At 35.7% G+C, this 20,308-nt stretch carries 15 protein-coding genes and 3 tRNA genes; 7 read left to right on the forward strand and 11 right to left on the reverse strand.

The window, feature by feature from the left end:
- Positions 1 to 100: 100 nt before the first annotated feature.
- Positions 101 to 1,141 carry an endonuclease/exonuclease/phosphatase family protein gene (locus ACKPCA_RS16370; protein ID WP_321280052.1) on the reverse strand — a complete coding sequence of 347 codons (1,041 nt, stop codon included), beginning with the start codon at positions 1,139 to 1,141 and terminating at the stop codon, positions 101 to 103.
- Between the two features lie 590 nt (positions 1,142 to 1,731).
- Here ACKPCA_RS16370 and ACKPCA_RS16375 point away from each other — a divergent pair.
- The 3 genes from ACKPCA_RS16375 (at position 1,732) to ACKPCA_RS16385 (ending at position 7,913) form a co-directional block, all read left to right on the forward strand.
- On the forward strand, positions 1,732 to 4,410 hold the full coding sequence (locus tag ACKPCA_RS16375; protein ID WP_321280053.1) for a carboxypeptidase-like regulatory domain-containing protein: 2,679 nt from the start codon (positions 1,732 to 1,734) through the stop codon (positions 4,408 to 4,410).
- 27 nt (positions 4,411 to 4,437) lie between these two features.
- A complete protein-coding gene (locus ACKPCA_RS16380; RefSeq protein WP_321280054.1) occupies positions 4,438 to 6,897 on the forward strand; it encodes a DUF5689 domain-containing protein in 2,460 nt (819 codons plus the stop codon).
- A gap of 71 nt (positions 6,898 to 6,968) precedes the next feature.
- Positions 6,969 to 7,913: an endonuclease I family protein gene (locus ACKPCA_RS16385; RefSeq protein WP_321280055.1), complete on the forward strand. Its 945-nt coding sequence runs from the start codon at positions 6,969 to 6,971 to the stop codon at positions 7,911 to 7,913.
- Positions 7,914 to 7,975: 62 nt separating this feature from the next.
- Here ACKPCA_RS16385 and ACKPCA_RS16390 read toward each other — a convergent pair whose 3' ends face one another.
- The 6 genes from ACKPCA_RS16390 to ACKPCA_RS16415 form a co-directional block, all read right to left on the reverse strand.
- Positions 7,976 to 9,727, reverse strand: a complete 1,752-nt coding sequence (locus tag ACKPCA_RS16390) for an endonuclease (protein ID WP_321280056.1) — start codon at positions 9,725 to 9,727, stop codon at positions 7,976 to 7,978.
- A 234-nt stretch (positions 9,728 to 9,961) separates the two neighbouring features.
- Positions 9,962 to 11,401, reverse strand: a complete 1,440-nt coding sequence (locus ACKPCA_RS16395) for an MFS transporter (protein ID WP_321280057.1) — start codon at positions 11,399 to 11,401, stop codon at positions 9,962 to 9,964.
- A 42-nt stretch (positions 11,402 to 11,443) separates the two neighbouring features.
- Positions 11,444 to 12,187 carry a phosphatase PAP2 family protein gene (locus tag ACKPCA_RS16400; protein WP_321280058.1) on the reverse strand — a complete coding sequence of 248 codons (744 nt, stop codon included), beginning with the start codon at positions 12,185 to 12,187 and terminating at the stop codon, positions 11,444 to 11,446.
- Positions 12,188 to 12,283: 96 nt separating this feature from the next.
- Positions 12,284 to 12,357, reverse strand: a tRNA-Asn gene (locus ACKPCA_RS16405).
- A 48-nt stretch (positions 12,358 to 12,405) separates the two neighbouring features.
- Positions 12,406 to 12,479, reverse strand: a tRNA-Asn gene (locus ACKPCA_RS16410).
- Positions 12,480 to 12,527: 48 nt separating this feature from the next.
- Positions 12,528 to 12,601, reverse strand: a tRNA-Asn gene (locus tag ACKPCA_RS16415).
- Between the two features lie 380 nt (positions 12,602 to 12,981).
- Between ACKPCA_RS16415 and kbl the strand changes: the two genes are divergently transcribed.
- Positions 12,982 to 14,172 carry a glycine C-acetyltransferase gene (kbl, locus tag ACKPCA_RS16420; protein ID WP_054715589.1) on the forward strand — a complete coding sequence of 397 codons (1,191 nt, stop codon included), beginning with the start codon at positions 12,982 to 12,984 and terminating at the stop codon, positions 14,170 to 14,172.
- An 86-nt stretch (positions 14,173 to 14,258) separates the two neighbouring features.
- A complete protein-coding gene (locus tag ACKPCA_RS16425) occupies positions 14,259 to 14,915 on the forward strand; it encodes an outer membrane beta-barrel protein (protein ID WP_321280059.1) in 657 nt (218 codons plus the stop codon).
- Here the strand turns inward: ACKPCA_RS16425 and ACKPCA_RS16430 are convergent.
- The 4 genes from ACKPCA_RS16430 to ACKPCA_RS16445 form a co-directional block, all read right to left on the reverse strand.
- A complete protein-coding gene (locus ACKPCA_RS16430; protein WP_054715594.1) occupies positions 14,912 to 15,526 on the reverse strand; it encodes a deoxynucleoside kinase in 615 nt (204 codons plus the stop codon). The two genes, ACKPCA_RS16425 and ACKPCA_RS16430, sit on opposite strands and share 4 nt — an antisense overlap.
- A 23-nt stretch (positions 15,527 to 15,549) precedes the next feature.
- Positions 15,550 to 16,164, reverse strand: coding sequence for a deoxynucleoside kinase (locus tag ACKPCA_RS16435; protein ID WP_054715597.1), 615 nt, complete (start codon positions 16,162 to 16,164; stop codon positions 15,550 to 15,552).
- 100 nt (positions 16,165 to 16,264) lie between these two features.
- Positions 16,265 to 17,035, reverse strand: a complete 771-nt coding sequence (locus ACKPCA_RS16440) for a hypothetical protein (protein WP_321280060.1) — start codon at positions 17,033 to 17,035, stop codon at positions 16,265 to 16,267.
- A 3-nt stretch (positions 17,036 to 17,038) separates the two neighbouring features.
- The gene (locus ACKPCA_RS16445) at positions 17,039 to 18,550 is read right to left on the reverse strand and encodes a GH3 auxin-responsive promoter family protein (RefSeq protein WP_321280061.1); all 1,512 of its coding nucleotides are present in this window, start codon (positions 18,548 to 18,550) and stop codon (positions 17,039 to 17,041) included.
- A 132-nt stretch (positions 18,551 to 18,682) separates the two neighbouring features.
- Between ACKPCA_RS16445 and ACKPCA_RS16450 the strand changes: the two genes are divergently transcribed.
- Both ACKPCA_RS16450 and ACKPCA_RS16455 read left to right on the forward strand, forming a co-directional pair.
- Positions 18,683 to 19,225 (forward strand): CvpA family protein, encoded by a 543-nt coding sequence (locus ACKPCA_RS16450; protein ID WP_054715606.1) that lies wholly within the window; start codon positions 18,683 to 18,685, stop codon positions 19,223 to 19,225.
- Positions 19,225 to 20,244 (forward strand): DUF3667 domain-containing protein, encoded by a 1,020-nt coding sequence (locus ACKPCA_RS16455; RefSeq protein ID WP_321280062.1) that lies wholly within the window; start codon positions 19,225 to 19,227, stop codon positions 20,242 to 20,244. Before ACKPCA_RS16450 ends, ACKPCA_RS16455 begins: the two co-directional genes overlap by 1 nt.
- Positions 20,245 to 20,308: the final 64 nt, after the last annotated feature.

Consider the following 20,308-nt stretch of genomic DNA (forward strand, 5'->3'; position numbering starts at 1 on the left):
GAGTCGTGTATTAATGTTTTGGTGCACGCTTTCTGTTAGCTTTACAAAAAAGGCTGAACCCACTACAGATTCAGCCTTCCTAAAAATATTATCAGTGTTTCTATTTCTCTTTTACAAGATAAACAAACACTGGCAGGTGATCGCTATAACCACCTACGTAGTTGTCAAATGAAAAAGTTCTTTTAGGATATCCTTTGTAAGGTCCACTCTCGGTAAACATGAATTTTTCTCTTAGTATTTCCGATTTCAGATAAGTAAATCCGCCCTTTGTGTGTACCAATGGATTTGAAAGAAGAATTTGGTCGAACAAATTCCAGCTATCGCGGTAGGCAAGGGTTCCAATACCATTTTTGTATAAATTTTCCCAAGGATTATAGAATAAACCTCCTTTTACCTTCTTTTTGTTTGCTTTGGTACCAATTACTTTCTTCACACTTTCGTTAATTGGATCGTCGTTTAAATCGCCCATGATAAAGATTTTAGCATTGGCATCATCTTTTAAAAGTGAATCAGCAATGGAACGAGTAACTGCAGCAGCGCCATTTCTATTAGGACGGCTTTTCTTTTCACCACCAAATCGCGATGGCCAGTGATTTACAATTACATGAACTTTATCACCAAATAACAATCCGCTCACCAATAACTGATCGCGAGTATAAAGAGTATCTCCATTTTCTTTAAGTGGCTGATACTTGTATTTTTTCTGATCCAAAAGTTTAAAGTGCTCAGGGTTGTACAACAAACCTACATCAATACCTCGCTTGTCAGGCGATTCGAAATGTGCAATTTGGTAGTTTCTGTTTTTAATTGGAGACTGTTTTACCAAATCTTCTAATACTCCGCGGTTTTCAATCTCCGAAACACCAAGAATTGATACTCCCTCTTGTACACCATCTTTTCCCATTAGAGAAATGATATGAGCCATATTGAAAAGCTTGTCTTCGTATCTGGATTTGCTCCATTTTCTTTTTCCTTCCGGTAGGTATTCTTCATCACGCTTGTTTGGATCGTCAATTGTATCGAAAAGGTTCTCCAGATTGTAAAAACCTACACAGGCCACTTGGTAATTCTTCTTTTGTGCGAACGAATCACCAGATGAAACCATTAAAAAGGCCAATAATAAGGCTGCTATTGTTCTCATTCGTATCATGTGAATTCTGTAATTATGGCAGAAAATACTCTGCAATAGTTTGATTCTAAATTTCTAGTTATAACAAGGGAGTGGAAACTATCCCAATCAATCGGGGGAGAATAGATTGATTTTTACAGTCAAAATGGTTGGCAACGGATTGCGTTGCAATATTAAAGCTTTTTTAGCGATTATAAAAGAGCAATAGAATAGGGGAGGATATTAAAATTAAGAAAAGAATATTTTATTCATATAGAATCCAGATTTTAGTACAAAACAGCATGAGAACAAAGTATTAATTATTCGACGTAACAGTTATTCCAGGATATATTAATCTTTGATATGTAGCTGTTAGTCAAAAGTTATGTCCTGAAATAGATCATTAGCATCTGAGATTGCATTACTTAATCAAATTAACCAATTCTTAATATGAGATTGTAATTAATATTATTAGTTTTGCAATCGTAAGACACACCATTTTATAGTCCCTCAACAAATACTACGTTGAAAGCAAATTTGTGGTTTTTTGGAATTTGCTTTTACCAGGGGAGAGGTAGGTAGTTTCCGAATGCCTAACTGTACTAATCAAACTTTTTATTTTCATGAAAAAGATTCTTCTGTTTCTACTAATGGGAGTACTTTCATCTTTTGCATTGCATGCCCAAACCGGGAATGTTAGTGGTAAGGTGAGAAACTCTGTAGACAGAAATTATCTATCTCAGGTAAAGGTTGAAGTATTGGGTACCAACTTAAGTACTTATACCGATGCTGAGGGTAATTTTCTGATCTCTGAAGTTCCACAAGGCAAACACTTGTTGGAGTTTATTTTACAAGATTTTAAAAGCGTGTCGATGGCTGTAAACGTTGTCGCAGGAAGCACAATTGACCTTAAAGTGGTTGAACTGGTGCCAAGCGCTTTGAGTCAATCCTTAAAGGATTTTGACTTTTCTTCCTTAACCGATGAAGAATTAGATGATGAAGGTTCGAAAGAGAACATCTCAGGTTTGTTGGCAAGTTCTAAAGATGTATTTGTTTCGAATGCAGGTTATGTCTTCAGTCAGTTGCGATTTAAAACTCGTGGATACAGCTCTGACAATACCAGCATCCGTATGAACGGAATGTTGATGAACGACATGGAAAATGGTAGAGGATACTGGTACAAGTGGGGTGGTTTGAACGATGCTACTCGTAACCAGGAAATTCAATATGGTTTGGGTGCAAACGGATTTGGTTTTGGTGGTTTTGGTGGTACAACAAACATTAACACCAGTGCAAAAGACCAAAGAGTAGGAACCAAGTTGGTGTACTCTTACTCAAACAAAAGCTATACGAATCGTGTAATGGCTACGCATTCAACAGGATTAATGGAGAATGGTTGGGCGTTTACAGTTTCAGGATCTCGTCGTTGGGGCGATGAAGGATATGTTGATGCAACTTTCTACGATGCTTACAGCTATTTCCTTTCTGCTTACAAGCAGTTGAATGACAATCACAGCTTAAACCTAACAGTATTTGCTGCTCCTAGCGAAAGAGGTAAAGGTGGTGCATCAACTCAAAAAGTGTATGATTTGGTAGGAAGTAACTACTATAATCCATATTGGGGATATCAGAATGGTGAAAAGAGAAACTCACGAGTGAGCAAATCTCATCAGCCAGTTTTCATGTTGAATCACGATTGGAAGATCAATGAGAAAACCAATTTAGAAACAGCTATATCTTATACATTCGGAAGAAATGGTAGCACTCGCTTAAGTTGGTTCAATGCTCCAGATCCACGTCCAGATTACTATAGTAAGTTGCCATGGAATTCTAAATCTCCTGAAGCAATTGAAAACCTTTGGAAAACCGATCCAAATGTTCGTCATATTGACTGGAACAGAATGTATCAGGTAAACAGCAATGATCCAAATGCACAATACTTTCTTGAAGAGAATCGTTACGATGCTGAGCAGTTGATGGCCAATACAATCTTTACCAAAGAGATTAACAACAACTGGAATTTAACCGCAGGATTGGAATACACTCATTATGTTGGAAGTCGATTTAATGTGATGGATGATCTTTTGGGAGCAGAATATTTTATTGATTACGATAAGTATGCTCCAGCTTCTAAAAGAGATAATGACATGAATCGTCCTGATAGAAAAGTAAAAGAAGGTGATACATTTGGTTTCGATTACGATGTTCACTTGAGAAAAGGAGGATTCTTTGCTCAAACCGATTTTACTTACAACCAGTGGGAAGGTTATATTGGTGGAGAGGTTAACTACACAAATATGTGGAGAGAAGGTAACATGAAAAAAGCATTGTTCCCTGATAATTCATTTGGTGAAAGTAGCAAGAAAGATTTTACCAACTTTGGTGTGAAAGGTGGATTAACCTATAAATTGAATGGTCGTAACTACTTTAAAGCAAATGCTGCTTATACAACTCGTGCACCATTCTTAAGAAACTCTTTTGAATCAGCAAGAACAAGAAATGTTTGGGTTGATGATTTAAAAAATGAAAAGATCATGTCATTCGATGCTGGTTACCAATTGCGTACTCCTTTTGTAAAAGCGAGTATTAACGGATTCTATACTCGTTTCGAAGATCAGACAGAGGTAAGAAATTACTTTATGGATGGACTAGGAACCAATAGTAAAAGTGCTTTTGTTAATGCCATTATGACTGGTATTGATAAAGAGCACATGGGTATTGAAATTGGTGTGGAAGCCAGATTGACACCTACATTGACTGCTATTTTTGCAGGTTCTAAGGGGCAGTACATCTGGGATTCAAGACCTAACTTAAAATGGGTTGAAGAGAATAATGGTAAGCCGTACGATGAGCAAACTGTTTATGCCAAAAACTTCTATGTAGCAGGTACACCGCAAACAGCAGCTACTTTAGGATTAAAATATTCTTCTCCTAAGTACTGGTGGGCTGGTGTGAATGCCAACTACTACGATGATATTTATTTGGATTTCTTCCCTGGAGAAAGAACTTCAGCAGCAGTGCAAGGTTTAACACCTGGAAGTGAAGTTTGGAATTCCAGAATAAATCAACGTCAGTTACCAGATGCGTTTACATTGGATTTGAACTTTGGTAAATCATGGAAAATCAAAGATTATTACATCTCTTTGAATGCCAACGTGAACAATGTATTGGATGATACTGATATTATTACTGGAGGATATGAGCAAAGTAGATCTGATAATACAGGGGATCGTGAATTCGGCGATAAATTGTACTACTACTATGGCCGTACCTATTTTGTGAACCTAAGTGTTCGTTTTTAATCTAAAATCTATAAAAACTAAGATATAATGAAGAGCATTAAAAAGTTTTTCTACGCTGCATTAATTACAGCAGGTCTGGCAACCAGCTTTGTAGCTTGTGTTGACAATGATTTTGACCAACCAGAAATTATCGTGCCTAAATATGAAGGTGATTCAAATACGTCAATTGCTGATTTAAAAGCAAAACATACAGCAGGTCAGTTTGAAACTATCGAGGAGGATTTAGTAATTGAAGGATACGTTGTGTCCGACGATACTGATGGAAATTTCTACAAGCAAATTATCGTTCAGGATAGCCGTGAAGGTGCTACTGGTGGTATTGAAGTTAAGATTAACGAAAAAGGTCTTTCGGCTATGATGAAGCCTGGTCAACAGGTATTCATTAAAGTGAAAGGTTTAGTTTTGGGTGATTACAACGGTCTAATTCAATTAGGAGGTAGTACTTACCAGGATGGTGACTATACTAACCTTGCAGGTATTGAATCAGCTTTAATAAATGAGCATATTTTCCTAAATGGGAATCCAATTGAACTTCAGCCAAAAGAGGTTTCTCTTGAGGAGCTTAAAGATAATGACATGTACAATTCATTGGTAAGCACCTTGGTAAAGATTACTTCTGCTCAGTTTAAAGATGCTGATGGAATTTTGACTTATGCTGAAGATAGCAAAAGTATGAATCGTACAATCGAAGGCCCAAAAGGAAACAAATTAATTGTTCGTAATAGTGGATATAGTAAATTCTGGGATGTAGCATTACCTCAAGGTTCAGGTACAATTGTTGGTATTTTAAGCAAGTTTGGTAATGACAAGCAGATGATGATTCGTTCTTTGGAAGATGTTGACATGACTGGTGAGCGTTTCGACGGATCTACTGGTGGTGGATCTGCTGGAGAAGTTACTTTAGGAACTGCAGTTAACAGCTTAAATGAAACTTTTGACGCGATTGTAAATTACGAAGATATTGCATTTGAAGGATGGAATAATGTATATACTGAAGGAACTCGCAAATGGCAAGGAAAAGAGTATAACGGTACCAAATATGCACAGGCTTCGGAATACAATTCAGAAGATGCGAAAAATGTTTGTTGGTTGATTACTCCAGGTTTGGATGTTACCAATGCTGAGAATAAGATTTTCAATTTCGAAACCAAGAATGGATACAATACTGGTGCAACTTTAAAAGTATTGATTTCAACAGATTTGGCAACAGATGTCAATTCTGCTAGCTGGACAGAATTATCAGCAAATATTGCAAGCGGAACGGCTGACAAGTACTCTGATTGGATAAAATCAGGAGATATTGATCTTTCGGGATATAATGGTGTAGTATACATTGCATTCAAGTACGAAGCAGAAGTTGGTACAACAGGTGGTACTTTCCAGATTGATAACGTAACATTTAATGTTGCAGCAACTCCTCCTGCTGATGTTACTGTAACAGAATTAAACGAGACTTTTGATAATGTTACTGCAGATAGCGATGTAGCAATGGAAGGTTGGTTTGTAGGAACAACTGCTGGTGATAGAAACTGGATTGGAAAAGAGTACAACAATAACAAGTACATTCAAGCATCTGCTTATAAGTCTGAACTAGCATCAATGGAGGCTTGGGTTGTGACTCCAGGTCTTGATCTTAGTGCGGCTAGCAACAAGAATTTCAGTTTTGAATCAAATGCAGGTTATTCTAAGGATGAGACCTTAGAAGTATTCATTGCAACTGATTTCAATAAGGATTTAGCTACTGCAAACTGGCAGCCATTAACTGTAACCTTGGCTCCTAAAAATGCTTCTGGTTACAACAGTGGATATACTCACTCGGGAGATATTGATCTTTCATCATATTCAGGAACAGTTCATATTGCCTTTAAATATACAGGAAGCACTACTAATACAGGAACCTGGCAGATTGATAATGTGAAATTCAATTATACTGCTGATGGTGGTGATACTGGCGGTGGTGACACTGGTGGAGATACCAATGCAGTAAGCCTTTTTCCAGGTTCTGACTTTGAAAATTGGGATACTTTTACTGGAGCTTTAAATAGCTATGGGCTAAAATCATATGCAGTACAAAGTACTGAAGGAAGAAATGGTGGTAAAGCCATGCAGATTAAGACTACCCCTACTGGTAATGATTATGTATTTACTGCAACTGTGCCAGAAGGATTTGATGCTACAGGAAAAACTAAAATTGTATTCTACATTAAAGGTACTTCAGGTAAGTCATTATCATTGAACTTATATAAAGGAGATGCAACTACTTACGATAAATTTAACTTGGGAGATTATTCAGCGGAAGCAACTATTGAGCCTTCAACATCGAACCAGTATACAGGAACAATCGATACAAGTGGAGAATGGGTTAAAGTAACCTTAAATATTACAGGAATTGATATTGCTTCAGAAGCTGGTAAAAGCCTATTTGCTTTAAAAGTAGGTAAAGAAGTAGCTTATGATTTATTAGTTGATGATATTACAATTGAATAAATAGGTTTCTAAAATAATATTAGGGCATTGTTCTTTAGCAATGCCCTATTTTTTAATAAAGTGTTAGAACGATGAAAAAGATTTTATTGCTACTGTTAATGTTCAACTTCTTCCTGTTCTCTTGTGACTCAGGGAGTAGTGATGATTCAGCTCCAGATACAGATATTGAACAACCAGATCAGCCTGATAATGATAAGAATCCGGATAGAGAGAACTATCTGACTCCTAATGTAGATTCGGAAGGTAAGATTATTGTGAATTATACTCCAAAGGAGTATGTGAAAACAGTGGAAAAAGGACAACATATGATGTCTGTGCGAATTCCAAAGAACTATTATACCTCTGCATCTACTCTTAAGGGCAATGCTTTAAGAGAGGAATTGCAAGAAATTATCTCTACCGGCGCCATTAAATTGGAATATACCAGTAGTTCATCATACGATGTTTGGGACATGTGTGAAGCGGGTGACCAGAATCCCGCTGATGAAAGACAAGTATGGCAGATTTATACCGAAACAGGAAGAGCTAAAAATGATCATAGCGCTGGCGTAAGCGACGAATGGAACAGAGAACATGTTTGGGCCAAATCGCATGGTGATTTTGGAACGTCTCCAGGTGCAGGTACCGATGGTCACCATTTAAGAGCATCCTACAGTAAAGAAAACAGTACCAGAGGCAATAAAAACTTTGCTGATGTTAGTGGAGCAAGAACATATAATACGGATTTCTATGAGCCACCATTAAGTGCTAAAGGTGATGTTGCCCGTATGATTTTCTACATGGCAGTTCGTTATGACTTTAAAGTGGATAACTCAGGAGTTATTGATGAACAAGCTCGTATGGGTAAATTGGATGATTTGTTGAAGTGGAATGAGTTGGATCCAGTTGACCCTTATGAAATCAGAAGAAACAATATAATCTACGATTTCCAGAAGAATCGTAACCCATTCATCGACCATCCTGAATTGGTGAAGTATGTATTTGGCGACAAAAAGGATGCTGCCTGGAAAGAGTAAAAAACAATTAATAATTGTGAGTTACCACATAGAAAAAGCGGTTGATGATTCAACCGCTTTTCTTATTTCTTGATTAGTTTTTTCGAGATTCTTGTTCCATCCTTCATGGCAAATGTTAGGATGTATATGCCTTTTGGCAAGCTGGATAAACTTAAGGAGGTTTGTCCGCTTTCTTCCAGAATTGGTTTCCCCGTTAGGTTTATAATCCTAACTTTTTCTACATTTTGTTGATTTGTCAGGTAAATGGTTCCGCTGCTAGGGTTGGGATAGAAAGCTGGGTTGGCATCATTGGCAAAATGATCATCTATACTTGTGGATCTATCTGTTGTAAAAGCCCATTCCGTTTTATCCGAAATTCCAATAAAATAATTGCCATTGTCATCCTTCACAGCCTTTTCATCAATTAAAATGTAATAGCTTTCACCTTCTTCCAATTCGTTGCTTAAACTAATTGTAATTACATTGTCATCATATTCAATGCTTGAATTGGCAGCTCCCAAATATTGTATCAGTTCGTTCTCAGAATTGTAAATTTTGAATCCATCGCTATTATTTCCGGCACTTACAGAACGATTAAAGTCCATGCTGATTTTAATATCAGTGTTCACATTTTCAGCTTCATTTAGAGGAACTCTGGCTGTAATTTCAAGAGGGTCCAGTACCATATTACCAGTTGAAAAGGCCCAGCTGTAATTGTTGTCTATTCCTTTAAAATATTCTCCATAGTTACTTTTAATGGCATTGCTTTCTATTTTGATATAGTAACTATTTCCAGACTTAAAATTATTGTAAGGAAGTATTTTAACAGTTTTGCCATCGAAAGTAACCAATGAAGTATTACTCATTTTAATGGTTTCGAAAATGCTATTATCATCCTTGTTGTGAATGATTAAATTTCCTTCCCCTGGCAATACCTCCTGAGTGAAATTGATTATTAATTCAGCATTCACCTCCACATTAGATGTGTTGTTTACAGGAATACTTGAAGTAATATTGAATTGGTCGGGGCTTTCATTTAACCAAATATAATTGACATATTCCGGATGGTCTATAAACGGATTTCTATTCCCCTGAATTTCGTAGATTTTTTCATTGCGATTACGTTCCCATTCACTTACGGGATCTTGTTTGTGCCATTCCAATAAGGTTGACTTTCGACCATGAACAGTTTGACCTGAATTGAAAAGGCTCATGTCATTGGTCATCTCACAATCAGGTTCTCCATTGGTTCCTTCATAACGTACTGTCATGTAGAAAATCATTCGGGCAACATCACCTTTCACTTCATCCCTTGGTTCCCATGAATCTCCATCGGAATAACAGCCTGTTGCTTCTGAGTTCTGCGTTCCTCCATTGTCAAAAAACTTGTTCAATCGATCGGTATTTACACTTCTGTCTGCAGGGCGTAAAGCATGTATATCGGTGGCAGCTCCAGTATCATTATATGGATTGCCTAAGCCATAGGATTTTGCCCAAATGTGTTCTCGGTTCCAAGAATCTGGATCGTTACTTTGCCCATCATCTTGTCGCGATTTTTTTTCACTTCTACCTGTATATATTAGAATTAGATTGTCCGGATTGTTTGGGTCTTCATCTGTTTGTTTTAATGCATCCCAAACGTTTGGATTGCCACTGCTGTATCCAAGTACTTTTTGTGATTTAATAATATTGTGAAGAGTGGTTTTTAATTCTTCTCCTGATTTACCTTCAGCATTTTGGTAATATTGCTCAACAGAAGTTTGTGCCAATGTAGAAAATACATTAGCTAAAAGAAAAATTAGTATATAGAGTTTTGTGCGTAGAATTCTAATCATATACAAATCCTTAGTACGTTATTAATACCTTGGTTGATAGCATAAAATGGTTGTGGTTGTATATACTACGAACAAATCACAGAAAAGTGACTACAGTTGCACGGAATATTGAGGCCAAATTATGAAATATCTGCTAGATGACCTTATTTTTCAATAATATTTTGATGAAAAAGACATAAAAAAATCCCGCCGAGGCGGGATCAAGAATTGTTAACCATTTTGCGATGGTAATTCTTAAGACTTTTTATTTAATAGTAATTTATCGTAGAAATAAAGTGCAACTACTGCAAATAAACCAATTGCTAAAATCACATACCAGATGTTACCTGGATTGTAGGTATTCCAAAGAAATTGAGTCAATTCACTTTGGTTCATGCCCATTAATTCGCCAGCTCTATTAAAATATTCTGTAGCCGAAAAATCTTTAGAAATAGCTGGGATATCCAAACCTCTTTTTTCAACTTCTTTAACCAATAGATTTACCTTATCTGACATGCTACCATATACATTACCTGAGATTACACCACCAAGAGTACTACCTGCAAATACAGGTAAGAATGAACATCCCATGTATAATCCAACTTTATCTTTTGGCGCAATTCTACCAATGTATTCCGTAATTTTTGGAGAACTGGCCATTTCACCAATCGAGAAAATAAAGATCGCTGTAATTACAAACAATACATTTTGAGTGTAAAGAGTTAATGCCATACCAATGGTACAAACTAAAATTCCACCCATCATAGCCTTCAATGGTTTTAGCTTCATAACAATGGATGAAATGATAATTTGGAAGATGATGATGAACATGGCATCGAAGTTTACGATAAACTCTGAGTCCATTTGTCCACCTTGACCATAAGTTTCAGTTACTGCTGGCATAAAACCTTCAAAGAAGTTGTAAATTGATGAGGTATCAACCCATTGTGTAATAAATACCGGTAAGGTAAAGAACAATTGATAGTACATGCTCCAGAATGCTGCGACAAGAAGAAGGAAAATCACGAATTTAATATCGCTAATTGCTGTTGCAATATTCTTAAATACATTGCCAATTGCTTCTCCTAATGATTCTTGTTTCACTTCTCTTTCAGGTTCCTTGTAGAACAGAATCAGGATGAAGTTGATTAAGATTACACCAGCTGAAATATAAAATACTGTAGTGTATCCACTGTCTTTATAAGCAAGTGTTACCAATGGTCCAATAAAGGCACCAATGTTAACCATCATGTAAAAGATTCCAAAGCCAATTGATGAGGTTTCTTCATCAGTTGTTTTTGCTACCGTAGCTGATATAATAGGCTTAAATAAAGCTGCACCTAATGCCAAATATAGATACATGGCAAAAACTCCGGCAAAAGTATTAAATAGAGGCAAGGCAATAAAGGCTGTACTATATACAACAAATGAAATCCCTAAAACACGCTTGTAGCCATATTTGTCAGCAATTGCACCGGTAATTACAGGAAGGAAATATAAAATACCTGTACCAACTCCCATAATTATTCCTTTTTGTGCTTGCGATAATCCCAGAGCTCCAATATCTGTTGATCCTGTCAGGTAGTTGGCAAATAACATGAAAAAGCCATACCATGCCCATCGTTCGAAAAGTTCAATGGTGTTGGCTACCCAAAAGGTTCTGGGAAATTTTTTAAATACTTTAGTGATACTCATAACTAAGAAGTTTTTGGTTGTGTAGGTTGTTTCGGTTGTTGTTTAAAATTTGATTACAATTCCATTTCCACTAAACAATACTCTCTGATTTTTACGTTTGTGAAAATAAAGGCCTGCAAAATAGCCAATTCCTCCGCCTAAAACAACATCTGAGAACCAGTGTCTGTTTCTGTACATTCTGGATAAGCTTACCGATGCTGGAATTACATAGATCCATTTGCTGTATTCTTCGGCAAAAGGAGTAAACACAGACCATGCAACAAATGAATGCCCGGACGGAAAAGATTTGTTATTGTTATCGTTTCCCCCAAAAGCATCAAAATGCATACTGCCATACATCTGATCAGGACGAGAACGACCCGCAATAATTTTAATTCCTTCAGTTAATATTGCTCCGGTAACCAAAGCTTTCGCAGAGTTTAGTGCTGTATTGGAAAGTCTTTCGTCTTTTATAATTGTACCAATTGCCCATGTAGCCACTATCGAAGGTGCAATGATCTTTTTTTCACCAAATTCATTAAAGAAATCTGTGTATTTGCCTCCAAAAGAAGATTGATTGTCTTTAATTCTGTCGTTGGCCCATTCGTCCATCAAGAAAGCACCACCAAGTAAACTTCCAAAAATAATTAGGTTCTTGCTACTAAAAACTTCTTTGCCTAAGCCTGGGTTAAGGATGTTTCTTGAATTTTTAAAATAGGGAATAGAATCTTGTGGAACAGGATTAAAACCTTTTGATTGGATTGTGATGACCAAAAGAGTTAGAAGTATTAGTAGCTTATTTTTCACGGGTCAAATTTTTGAACCCAACAAAAATAGAAGATTTTTTGAATTGGAAAGGAGGGATACGAAAAAAGCCACCCAAATTGGACGGCTTTCTTTTTGCTCCCCCTCTAGGACTTGAACCTAGGACCCCCTGATTAACAGTCAGGTGCTCTAACCAGCTGAGCTAAGGAGGAGTGTATAACTCCTAATTTATTTTTAAACCCATTAAGAAAGGTTTTTTGCTCCCCCTCTAGGACTTGAACCTAGGACCCCCTGATTAACAGTCAGGTGCTCTAACCAGCTGAGCTAAGGAGGAGTGTATAACTCCTAATTTATTTTTAAACCCATTAAGAAAAGTTTTTTGCTCCCCCTCTAGGACTTGAACCTAGGACCCCCTGATTAACAGTCAGGTGCTCTAACCAGCTGAGCTAAGGAGGAGTATAACTCCTAATTTTCCTCTACACCTCACGTTTGAACTGTGTTTCTTGAGGAAAATTGCGATGCAAAACTAACAGGTTTTCCTCAATAATGCAACAGCTATTTCAATATTTTTTCAAAAAAGATTCATTTTTTTTCTCCCTGCATTCTATGGAATAAACAGGATTTGTTCCTATCTAATTGTTTATCAATATTGATGGGGAGTGTATGGTGGAAAAGTAAGATTGTAGTAAAAATTTAAGAAATACAGTAAAGATTACTTCCGTATGTTGAAAAAGGCATATAAAAAACAGAATTTCCCTGCTTTCAGAGACGAATTTTATTGTAATTTTGAATAGTAATTTTCAAACGATAATTCAAATATCTAAAACAACACATACATGTACGGAAAATTCAAAGACTATCTTGCAGAAGAGATACAAGGCATTAAAGATGCAGGTTTGTACAAAAACGAGAGAATCATTACAACTCCTCAAGGAGCAGAAATTAAGGTGAACACTGGAGAGACAGTATTAAATTTCTGTGCGAATAATTACCTTGGATTATCATCACATCCACGTGTAATGGAAGGAGCTAAAAAAGCTTTAGATTCTCATGGTTATGGAATGTCTTCGGTTCGTTTTATCTGTGGAACTACAGATATTCACAAAGAATTAGAGCAAAAGATTGCTAAATTCTTCGGTATGGAAGATACCATTTTATATGCAGCTGCTTTTGATGCTAATGGTGGTGTTTTTGAGCCATTGTTTTCAAAGGATGATGCAATTATTTCAGATGAGTTAAATCACGCTTCTATTATTGATGGAGTTCGTTTGTGTAAAGCGGCTCGTTACCGTTACAAGCATGCTGATATGGCCGACTTGGAAGAACAATTAAAAGTTTCTCAAGCTCAGCGTTATCGTATCATCGTAACAGATGGAGTGTTCTCAATGGACGGTGATATTGCGAAATTGAACGAAATCTGCGATTTAGCAGATAAATACAATGCATTGGTAATGGTTGACGATAGCCATGCTTCAGGTTTTATTGGTGATACTGGTCGTGGAACTCATGAATACCACAAATGTATGGATCGTGTAGATATCATTACTTCTACATTAGGAAAAGCATTAGGTGGAGCATTAGGTGGATTTACTACTGGTAAGGCTGAAATTATCGATATGTTGCGTCAACGTTCACGTCCTTATTTGTTCTCAAACTCATTGTCTCCGGTAATTGTTGGTGCTTCTATCGCAGTATTCGATATGTTGAGCGAATCAACTGAGTTGAGAGATAAAGTAATCTGGAATGCTCAATATTTCCGCGAAGGATTATTAAAGGCTGGTTTCGATGTGAAGCCATCCGATTCTGCAATTAACGCTTTGATGTTATACGATGCAGTACTTTCTCAGCAATTTGCTGCTAAATTGTTGGATGAAGGAATTTATGTAATCGGATTCTATTATCCAGTTGTACCAAAAGGACAAGCTCGTATTCGTATTCAGCTTTCGGCTGCACACGAAAAAGAGCACTTGGATAAAGCTTTGGAAGCATTTATCAAGATTGGTAAAGAACTAAAAGTGATCGAATAGAACACACAATAAAATATTGAAACCGGAGGCTAATTTGAGTTTCCGGTTTTTTTATAATTTAGTTCCATCAAATTAATAAAGTGAAGATGATCAAGCGATATTTATTCTTGTTTTTAGTTCTGATTTTTTCTTTTGAATCTTATTCTCAGTACTACAAAGATCAAAACTATTTTATTGGTGGATCAATGGGTTATCAATTGCCCCTAGGTGATTTTGGAGATCAGGCAAATGGAGGTCCAAACTTTCGTTTGGCTGGGAGAAAAATGCTGAACAAGAAATTAAGTGTTGGTGCAGAATTGTCTTTAAGTCTGCTAGGACAAGATAAATTCTGGGATGGAAGCCATTTGGGGAGCTATGATGTAAGCTATAATATTGGTTCAGCATTGCTACGAGCATCATATTATTTTGATGCTTGGGACAGAGATTTTAGGCCTTATGCTTCACTTGCTTTTGGATACTTCTATTATCGAAATGAAATAGATTATACAGCTTCTTCCTTAGGGTCAAGTAACGATAAGCGAACTATTACTGAAAATAAAGTTGGTTTGGCTCCAAACATTGGCTTTTTATATCACATATCTGATACATGGAGCTTTGATATGAACCTGAGGTATGCTTTTATTCCTAACTTTCCTGATTCAGTTACATCAAAAGATGAATATGGGGAGGATTATCAATATTATTTGGGATTTGATAAAATCTCGCTCCCCGAATTATCAATAGGTTTCTTTTACAGGTTTTAAAACAATCCGTGGATCTTCGCTTCAACTTTATCCACAATACTATTTAAATCAGCTGGATTTTCAAGGAAATCGATGTTGTCAGCATCAACAATCAATAAATTTCCATTTTTGTAGTTTGAAATCCAGTTTTCATATCTGTTATTTAAGTTCTTCAAATAATCCAAGCGGATAGTTTCTTCGTAATCGCGACCTCTTTTTTGAATTTGATTAACCAGTGTAGGCACCGAAGAACGCAAGTATATTAATAAATCGGGAGCCTGTACCATTGAACTCATTAGTTGAAACAGGTTACAATAGTTTTTAAAATCGCGTTCTGACATTAAACCCATATCGAATAGGTTCGGAGCAAATATCTTGGCGTCTTCGAAAATGGTACGATCCTGTACCACATTTTTTCCCGAATTACGGATTTCCATAATCTGGTTAAAGCGGCTTTTTAGGAAATAGATCTGCAAATTGAATGACCAACGTTGCATGTCATCGTAAAAATCATTCAGGTAAGGATTTTCATCCACATCTTCATAATGAGCTTCCCATTTGTAATGTTTAGCTAATAATTCTGTTAAAGTAGTTTTTCCTGATCCGATGTTACCAGCTACGGCTATATGCATTGTATTATAATTATCTGTTACAATTAAAAAAGTCCATGAAGTTGAGCATCTATTTTAGTGATTACAGAGCTCAAATCTTTGGGGTTATTTAGAAAGTCAATATCATCAACATCAATGATTAAAAGTTTCCCGTTTTTATAACCATTGATCCAGGCTTCATATCTTTCATTCAATCTCTTTAAGTAATCCAATCGAATGGTTTCTTCATAATCACGACCTCTGGCCTGAATGTGTTCTACTAGTGTAGAAATAGAAGCTCTTAGATAGATCAATAAATCAGGTGGTTGAATTAAAGAACTCATAATATTGAAGAGAGACAAGTAATTGTCAAAATCTCTTTTAGGCATCAAATTCATTGATTCAAGGTTTGGAGCAAATATGTATGCATCCTCATATATTGTTCTATCCTGTATGATATCTTTCCCAGATTCGCGTAAAGCTAAAACCTGATTGAATCTGCTATTTAAAAAATGGATTTGCAAGGCGAACGACCAACGATTCATATTATCGTAAAAGTCATTTAAATATGGATTGTCGTCCACATCTTCGAAATGAGCTTCCCAGCCGTAATGTTTTGCTAATAATCCAGCCAGAGTTGTTTTTCCGGCACCAATGTTTCCCGCTACAGCAATGTGCATGTTTATGTTTAATTATTAGTGGAAAAATGCAACTAAAATTAGTAATATTTTTTTGGATATCAATTCCTTATTAATTAGAATAAATGTACTTGGTTTTTAATCAGAAACTTATGATTTTAATTGATATAGAATTTTCATTAGAAATGAAAATTCTATCCTTATTGCATCTGATTATTGCCTTAGAAGAATCTTCTTTTGTATGAATTAATTGATCGGATTGATTTAAAGTATGATATATATGGATACCAGTTTTGTTCTGATAATAAATGTGGTTTCCTATTAGCTGGAAGTCTTGAATATCTTGAAAAAATAGTTTTCGAACAAATTGACCATTTTGATCCAACTGCAAAATGCCTTTGTTTTCGTAGAGTAGATACAAATAACTATTGTGTTCAAACATTTTAGTGATTTCAGCTTCATCAAAAAAGGATCCCAACAAAATCGATTGAGCAGCTATTTCGCCATTGTTGGTTATGTGAAAGGCTTGCTTTTCTATTGAATTGTACATCCAAAAACCACCTTTTTGAGAATTGCATACAAATTCAGTTTCGTTATCCGAAAAATCATATAAATTGATTTCATTGCCAATGTTTGATAATTTATTGTTCAGATAAATAATCTGGTTGAAATCTCGATAAAACAATAAAATTCTCAAAGGATCTGAGACATCAATAGAACTGATGCTTCCGGATGAAGAATCAGAAAAATTACAAACTAGTTTTCCCTCGGAATTGTACTTTGATAATTGTGACCCATTTACCACATATACATTTCCCATGTGATCAATTTCGAAGAAATCACATGTAGAGTTAATTTTTGTAGGTTGATACAAGTTAAGAACAGATAAAAACCAGATGAGTAAAACCTGCATATGCTATTGGTTGTCTTTAAGCAATTCTTCAATTAATGTTCGATTATTGGATAAACGAGGAACTTTATTTTGACCACCAAGTTTTCCTTTCGATTTTAACCAGTTGTAAAATAATCCTTTCTTGGCAATGCTTACAATTGGCTTTTCGAGTGTAATGTTTTTGTATCGTTTAGCTTCGTAATCCGAATTTAGACTCATTAATGCATTGTCCAGTATGTAATTAAATTCATCAATGTTTTGTGGCGCTTGCTCGAATTCGATCAACCACTGGTGTGTTCCTTTCTGGTTTTTATCCATGAAAACCGGAGCTGCAGTATATTCCTTAATCACCGAATTGGTTTTAGTACAAGCTATTTGCATTGCTTTTTCGGCATTATCAATAATTAACTCCTCACCAAAAGCATTGATATATAGTTTTGTCCTTCCTGAAATTTTAAACTTAAATGGCGTTTTTGAAGTAAAATGAATGGTATCGCCAATTTGATACCTCCAAAGTCCTCCATTGGTTGTAATAAGCATTGCATAATTTTTATGCAATTCAACATCCTCAAGGCTTATGGCTATAGGATGTTCATCATTCACATTTTCCAGTGGAATAAATTCATAATAAATTCCATAATCAAGCATTAGTAACATGGCTTCATCATCCAGATTATCCTGAATCCCAAAAAAACCTTCCGAAGCATTGTATGTCTCCAGGTAATTCATCTGAGATGAAGGTAATATCTCTTGAAACTGCTCACGGTAAGGTGTAAAACTTACACCACCATGCACGAAAAGCTCCAAATTTGGCCAAATTTCATGGATGTGATTTTTACCTGATACCTTTAGAATATGTTTCAGTAGAACCAAGAACCATGACGGAACGCCAGAAAGACTGGTGACATTTTCGTTAAGTGTTGCCTCAGTCATTTTATGCAATTTTTCCTCCCATTCATCCAGCAATACGATTGACGTATCAGGAGTACGAATGAAATCAGCCCAGAAAGGTAAATTTTGAATCAAGATGGCAGACAAATCTCCATAATAAGAATCATTGTTCATGTTATTGATTTGATGGCTGCCTCCCAGAGTTAATCCTTTTCCATAAAGAATTCCAGTATCAGGATAAAGCGATGTATAAATGGCTAAAATATCTTTACCTCCTCTAAAATGGCAATCTTCAAGTGCTTCTTTACTAACAGGTATAAATTTGCTTTTTGAATTGGTAGTACCCGATGATTTTGCAAACCATTTGATTTCTGAAGGCCAAAAAATGTTTTGTTCACCATTTCTAAGGCGTTCAATTTGTTTTTCAATGTCTTCGTAGGTTAATATAGGAAGTCTATTCTTAAAGTCTTGCAGTGATTGCATCGACTTAAAGTCATACTTTCGTCCCCATTCTGTACCAGATGCCTGGTTCAGTAAATGGATAAGAGTTTCTTTCTGGATTTCAATAGGATGCTCCTTAAAAAAATCTATCTGCGAAAGTCTTTTGGTATTTAACCAGCTGACAAGAGAGTTGATAAATGCCATTTTTTAGTGTTTTTGCTGTCTTAAATATAAATAATTTTAACAGGTATATTGTCTTAGTTCATTCTAAATTAAGGCCATTATGTTGGTTTTTCTTATCTTTGATCGTCTATTGATAATTATAACTAACCCATTATGAACATACTTGATATCCTTATTGGTTTGCCTTTAATTTATGCCATATATAAAGGATTTACTAAAGGGCTAATTATTGAAGTTGCAACTTTACTAGCTTTAATTTTAGGAATTTACGGCGCCATTCATTTTTCAGATTTTACTGCAGAATTTATTGAAAATCGATTTGATTACCATTCAAATTACATGGGAATTATTGCTTTTATTGCTACATTTTTAATAATAGTGATTGTATTAAATGTTTTGGGTAAGATGTTGAATTCCTTAATTGAGGCCGTGGCTCTAGGTATGGTAAATCGATTGTTGGGAGTTGTGTTTGGATTGATAAAAGGGATTCTCATAATAAGTATATTGGTATATTTTGTGAATTTTTTAGATCAGAAATTCGATTTCATTTCGAAGGAGAAAAAGGAAGATAGTTTGTTCTATCAGCCAATGGTCCAAATATCCGAAACCTTATTTGATATATTTGGCTCCGATATAGGTGATACCACTGAAAAAATAAAAGAAGAGGTCCAAAAACAACTACCTGTTAAAGTGTAATGAAGCAAAGAATTAAGAAGTATATAAGGAAATTACCTAAAAGAAGAGTTCAGCATTTCGAAGGATTTTGTCCCAATTGTGAGTTCCCTGTAAATGGGAAATTTTGCTCGAACTGCGGTCAGTCAACTAAGAGTTTTCAACGTCCGTTTTGGACTGTTGTGTCCGAATCTGTTGGCGATGCACTATCTGTAGATAATAGGCTAATACATACTTTGGTGCCTCTGTTTTTAAAGCCGGGTTATTTGACCCGAGAGTTTATGCGAGGGAGAAGAGCCAGGTATACACCACCTTTTCGGTTGTACCTGTTTTTAACCTTTTTTGCTTTTTTGTTGCTCGCCTATAATCACAAACCAGAAAGTGCAGCAGCCAAAGAATTAGCCATTGAAACTGATGATGGTAAGAAATTGGATATGGTGTCTTTCTTGGAAGAAATGGTAAAGGAGGAGGAGTATGATGTAGATAGTCTGAAAGTAGACTCCTTGGCAAAGGTCGATGAAAAGAGTGGGATCGTAACAATTAATGTTGGCAAGAAGAATGTTGCCAAAGATTCTTTGAAAGGAGCTGAGAAAAATGTGAACAGCCTGATTGAAGACAGTAAGGTGAAGAAATTAATTGAAATGTGGAAGTTAAATCCTTCTCTGATGATGGATAATGCATTCAAAAAATTATCACAAACGCTATTGGTGATTCTGCCTCTTTTTGCGTTGTCTTTGGCTCTCCTGTATATCAGAAGGAAACACTACATGCTGGAACATTTGTTGATTTCTCTCAACTTTCATGCTTACATCTTTGTACTTGTTATTATTAGTGAATTATTACTGATGTTGAATGTGGAGTTTCTGAATTCATTGGCCATATATCTTTACTTATTAATTCCAATTCAATTGTTTTTGACCATGAAATTCTATTACAAACAATCTTGGGTAAAGACCTTTTTTAAGTTTGTGTTTGTTTCTTTTATCTATAATATTTTATTTTTTACAGGAATTATTATAAGCTTGATTTCAATGTTAGCTTAAGAACCAATTTAATAGGGAAAAAGAAACGGTAAAATTCTTATCTTTGTCGTTCGATTAAAAAATA

The sequence above is a fragment of the Marinifilum fragile genome (assembly GCF_963677365.1).
GTDB lineage: Bacteria > Bacteroidota > Bacteroidia > Bacteroidales > Marinifilaceae > Marinifilum > Marinifilum fragile.

Excerpts from the sequence above, each read along its gene's own strand:
- ACKPCA_RS16370 (WP_321280052.1), bottom strand. The coding sequence starts at position 1,141 with ATGAGAACAATAGCAGCCTTATTATTGGCCTTTTTAATGGTTTCATCT.
- ACKPCA_RS16375 (WP_321280053.1), top strand. The coding sequence starts at position 1,732 with ATGAAAAAGATTCTTCTGTTTCTACTAATGGGAGTACTTTCATCTTTT.
- ACKPCA_RS16380 (WP_321280054.1), top strand. The coding sequence starts at position 4,438 with ATGAAGAGCATTAAAAAGTTTTTCTACGCTGCATTAATTACAGCAGGT.
- ACKPCA_RS16385 (WP_321280055.1), top strand. The coding sequence starts at position 6,969 with ATGAAAAAGATTTTATTGCTACTGTTAATGTTCAACTTCTTCCTGTTC.
- ACKPCA_RS16390 (WP_321280056.1), bottom strand. The coding sequence starts at position 9,727 with ATGATTAGAATTCTACGCACAAAACTCTATATACTAATTTTTCTTTTA.
- ACKPCA_RS16395 (WP_321280057.1), bottom strand. The coding sequence starts at position 11,401 with ATGAGTATCACTAAAGTATTTAAAAAATTTCCCAGAACCTTTTGGGTA.
- kbl (WP_054715589.1), top strand. The coding sequence starts at position 12,982 with ATGTACGGAAAATTCAAAGACTATCTTGCAGAAGAGATACAAGGCATT.
- ACKPCA_RS16425 (WP_321280059.1), top strand. The coding sequence starts at position 14,259 with ATGATCAAGCGATATTTATTCTTGTTTTTAGTTCTGATTTTTTCTTTT.
- ACKPCA_RS16430 (WP_054715594.1), bottom strand. The coding sequence starts at position 15,526 with ATGCATATAGCCGTAGCTGGTAACATCGGATCAGGAAAAACTACTTTA.
- ACKPCA_RS16435 (WP_054715597.1), bottom strand. The coding sequence starts at position 16,164 with ATGCACATTGCTGTAGCGGGAAACATTGGTGCCGGAAAAACAACTCTG.
- ACKPCA_RS16440 (WP_321280060.1), bottom strand. The coding sequence starts at position 17,035 with ATGCAGGTTTTACTCATCTGGTTTTTATCTGTTCTTAACTTGTATCAA.
- ACKPCA_RS16445 (WP_321280061.1), bottom strand. The coding sequence starts at position 18,550 with ATGGCATTTATCAACTCTCTTGTCAGCTGGTTAAATACCAAAAGACTT.
- ACKPCA_RS16450 (WP_054715606.1), top strand. The coding sequence starts at position 18,683 with ATGAACATACTTGATATCCTTATTGGTTTGCCTTTAATTTATGCCATA.
- ACKPCA_RS16455 (WP_321280062.1), top strand. The coding sequence starts at position 19,225 with ATGAAGCAAAGAATTAAGAAGTATATAAGGAAATTACCTAAAAGAAGA.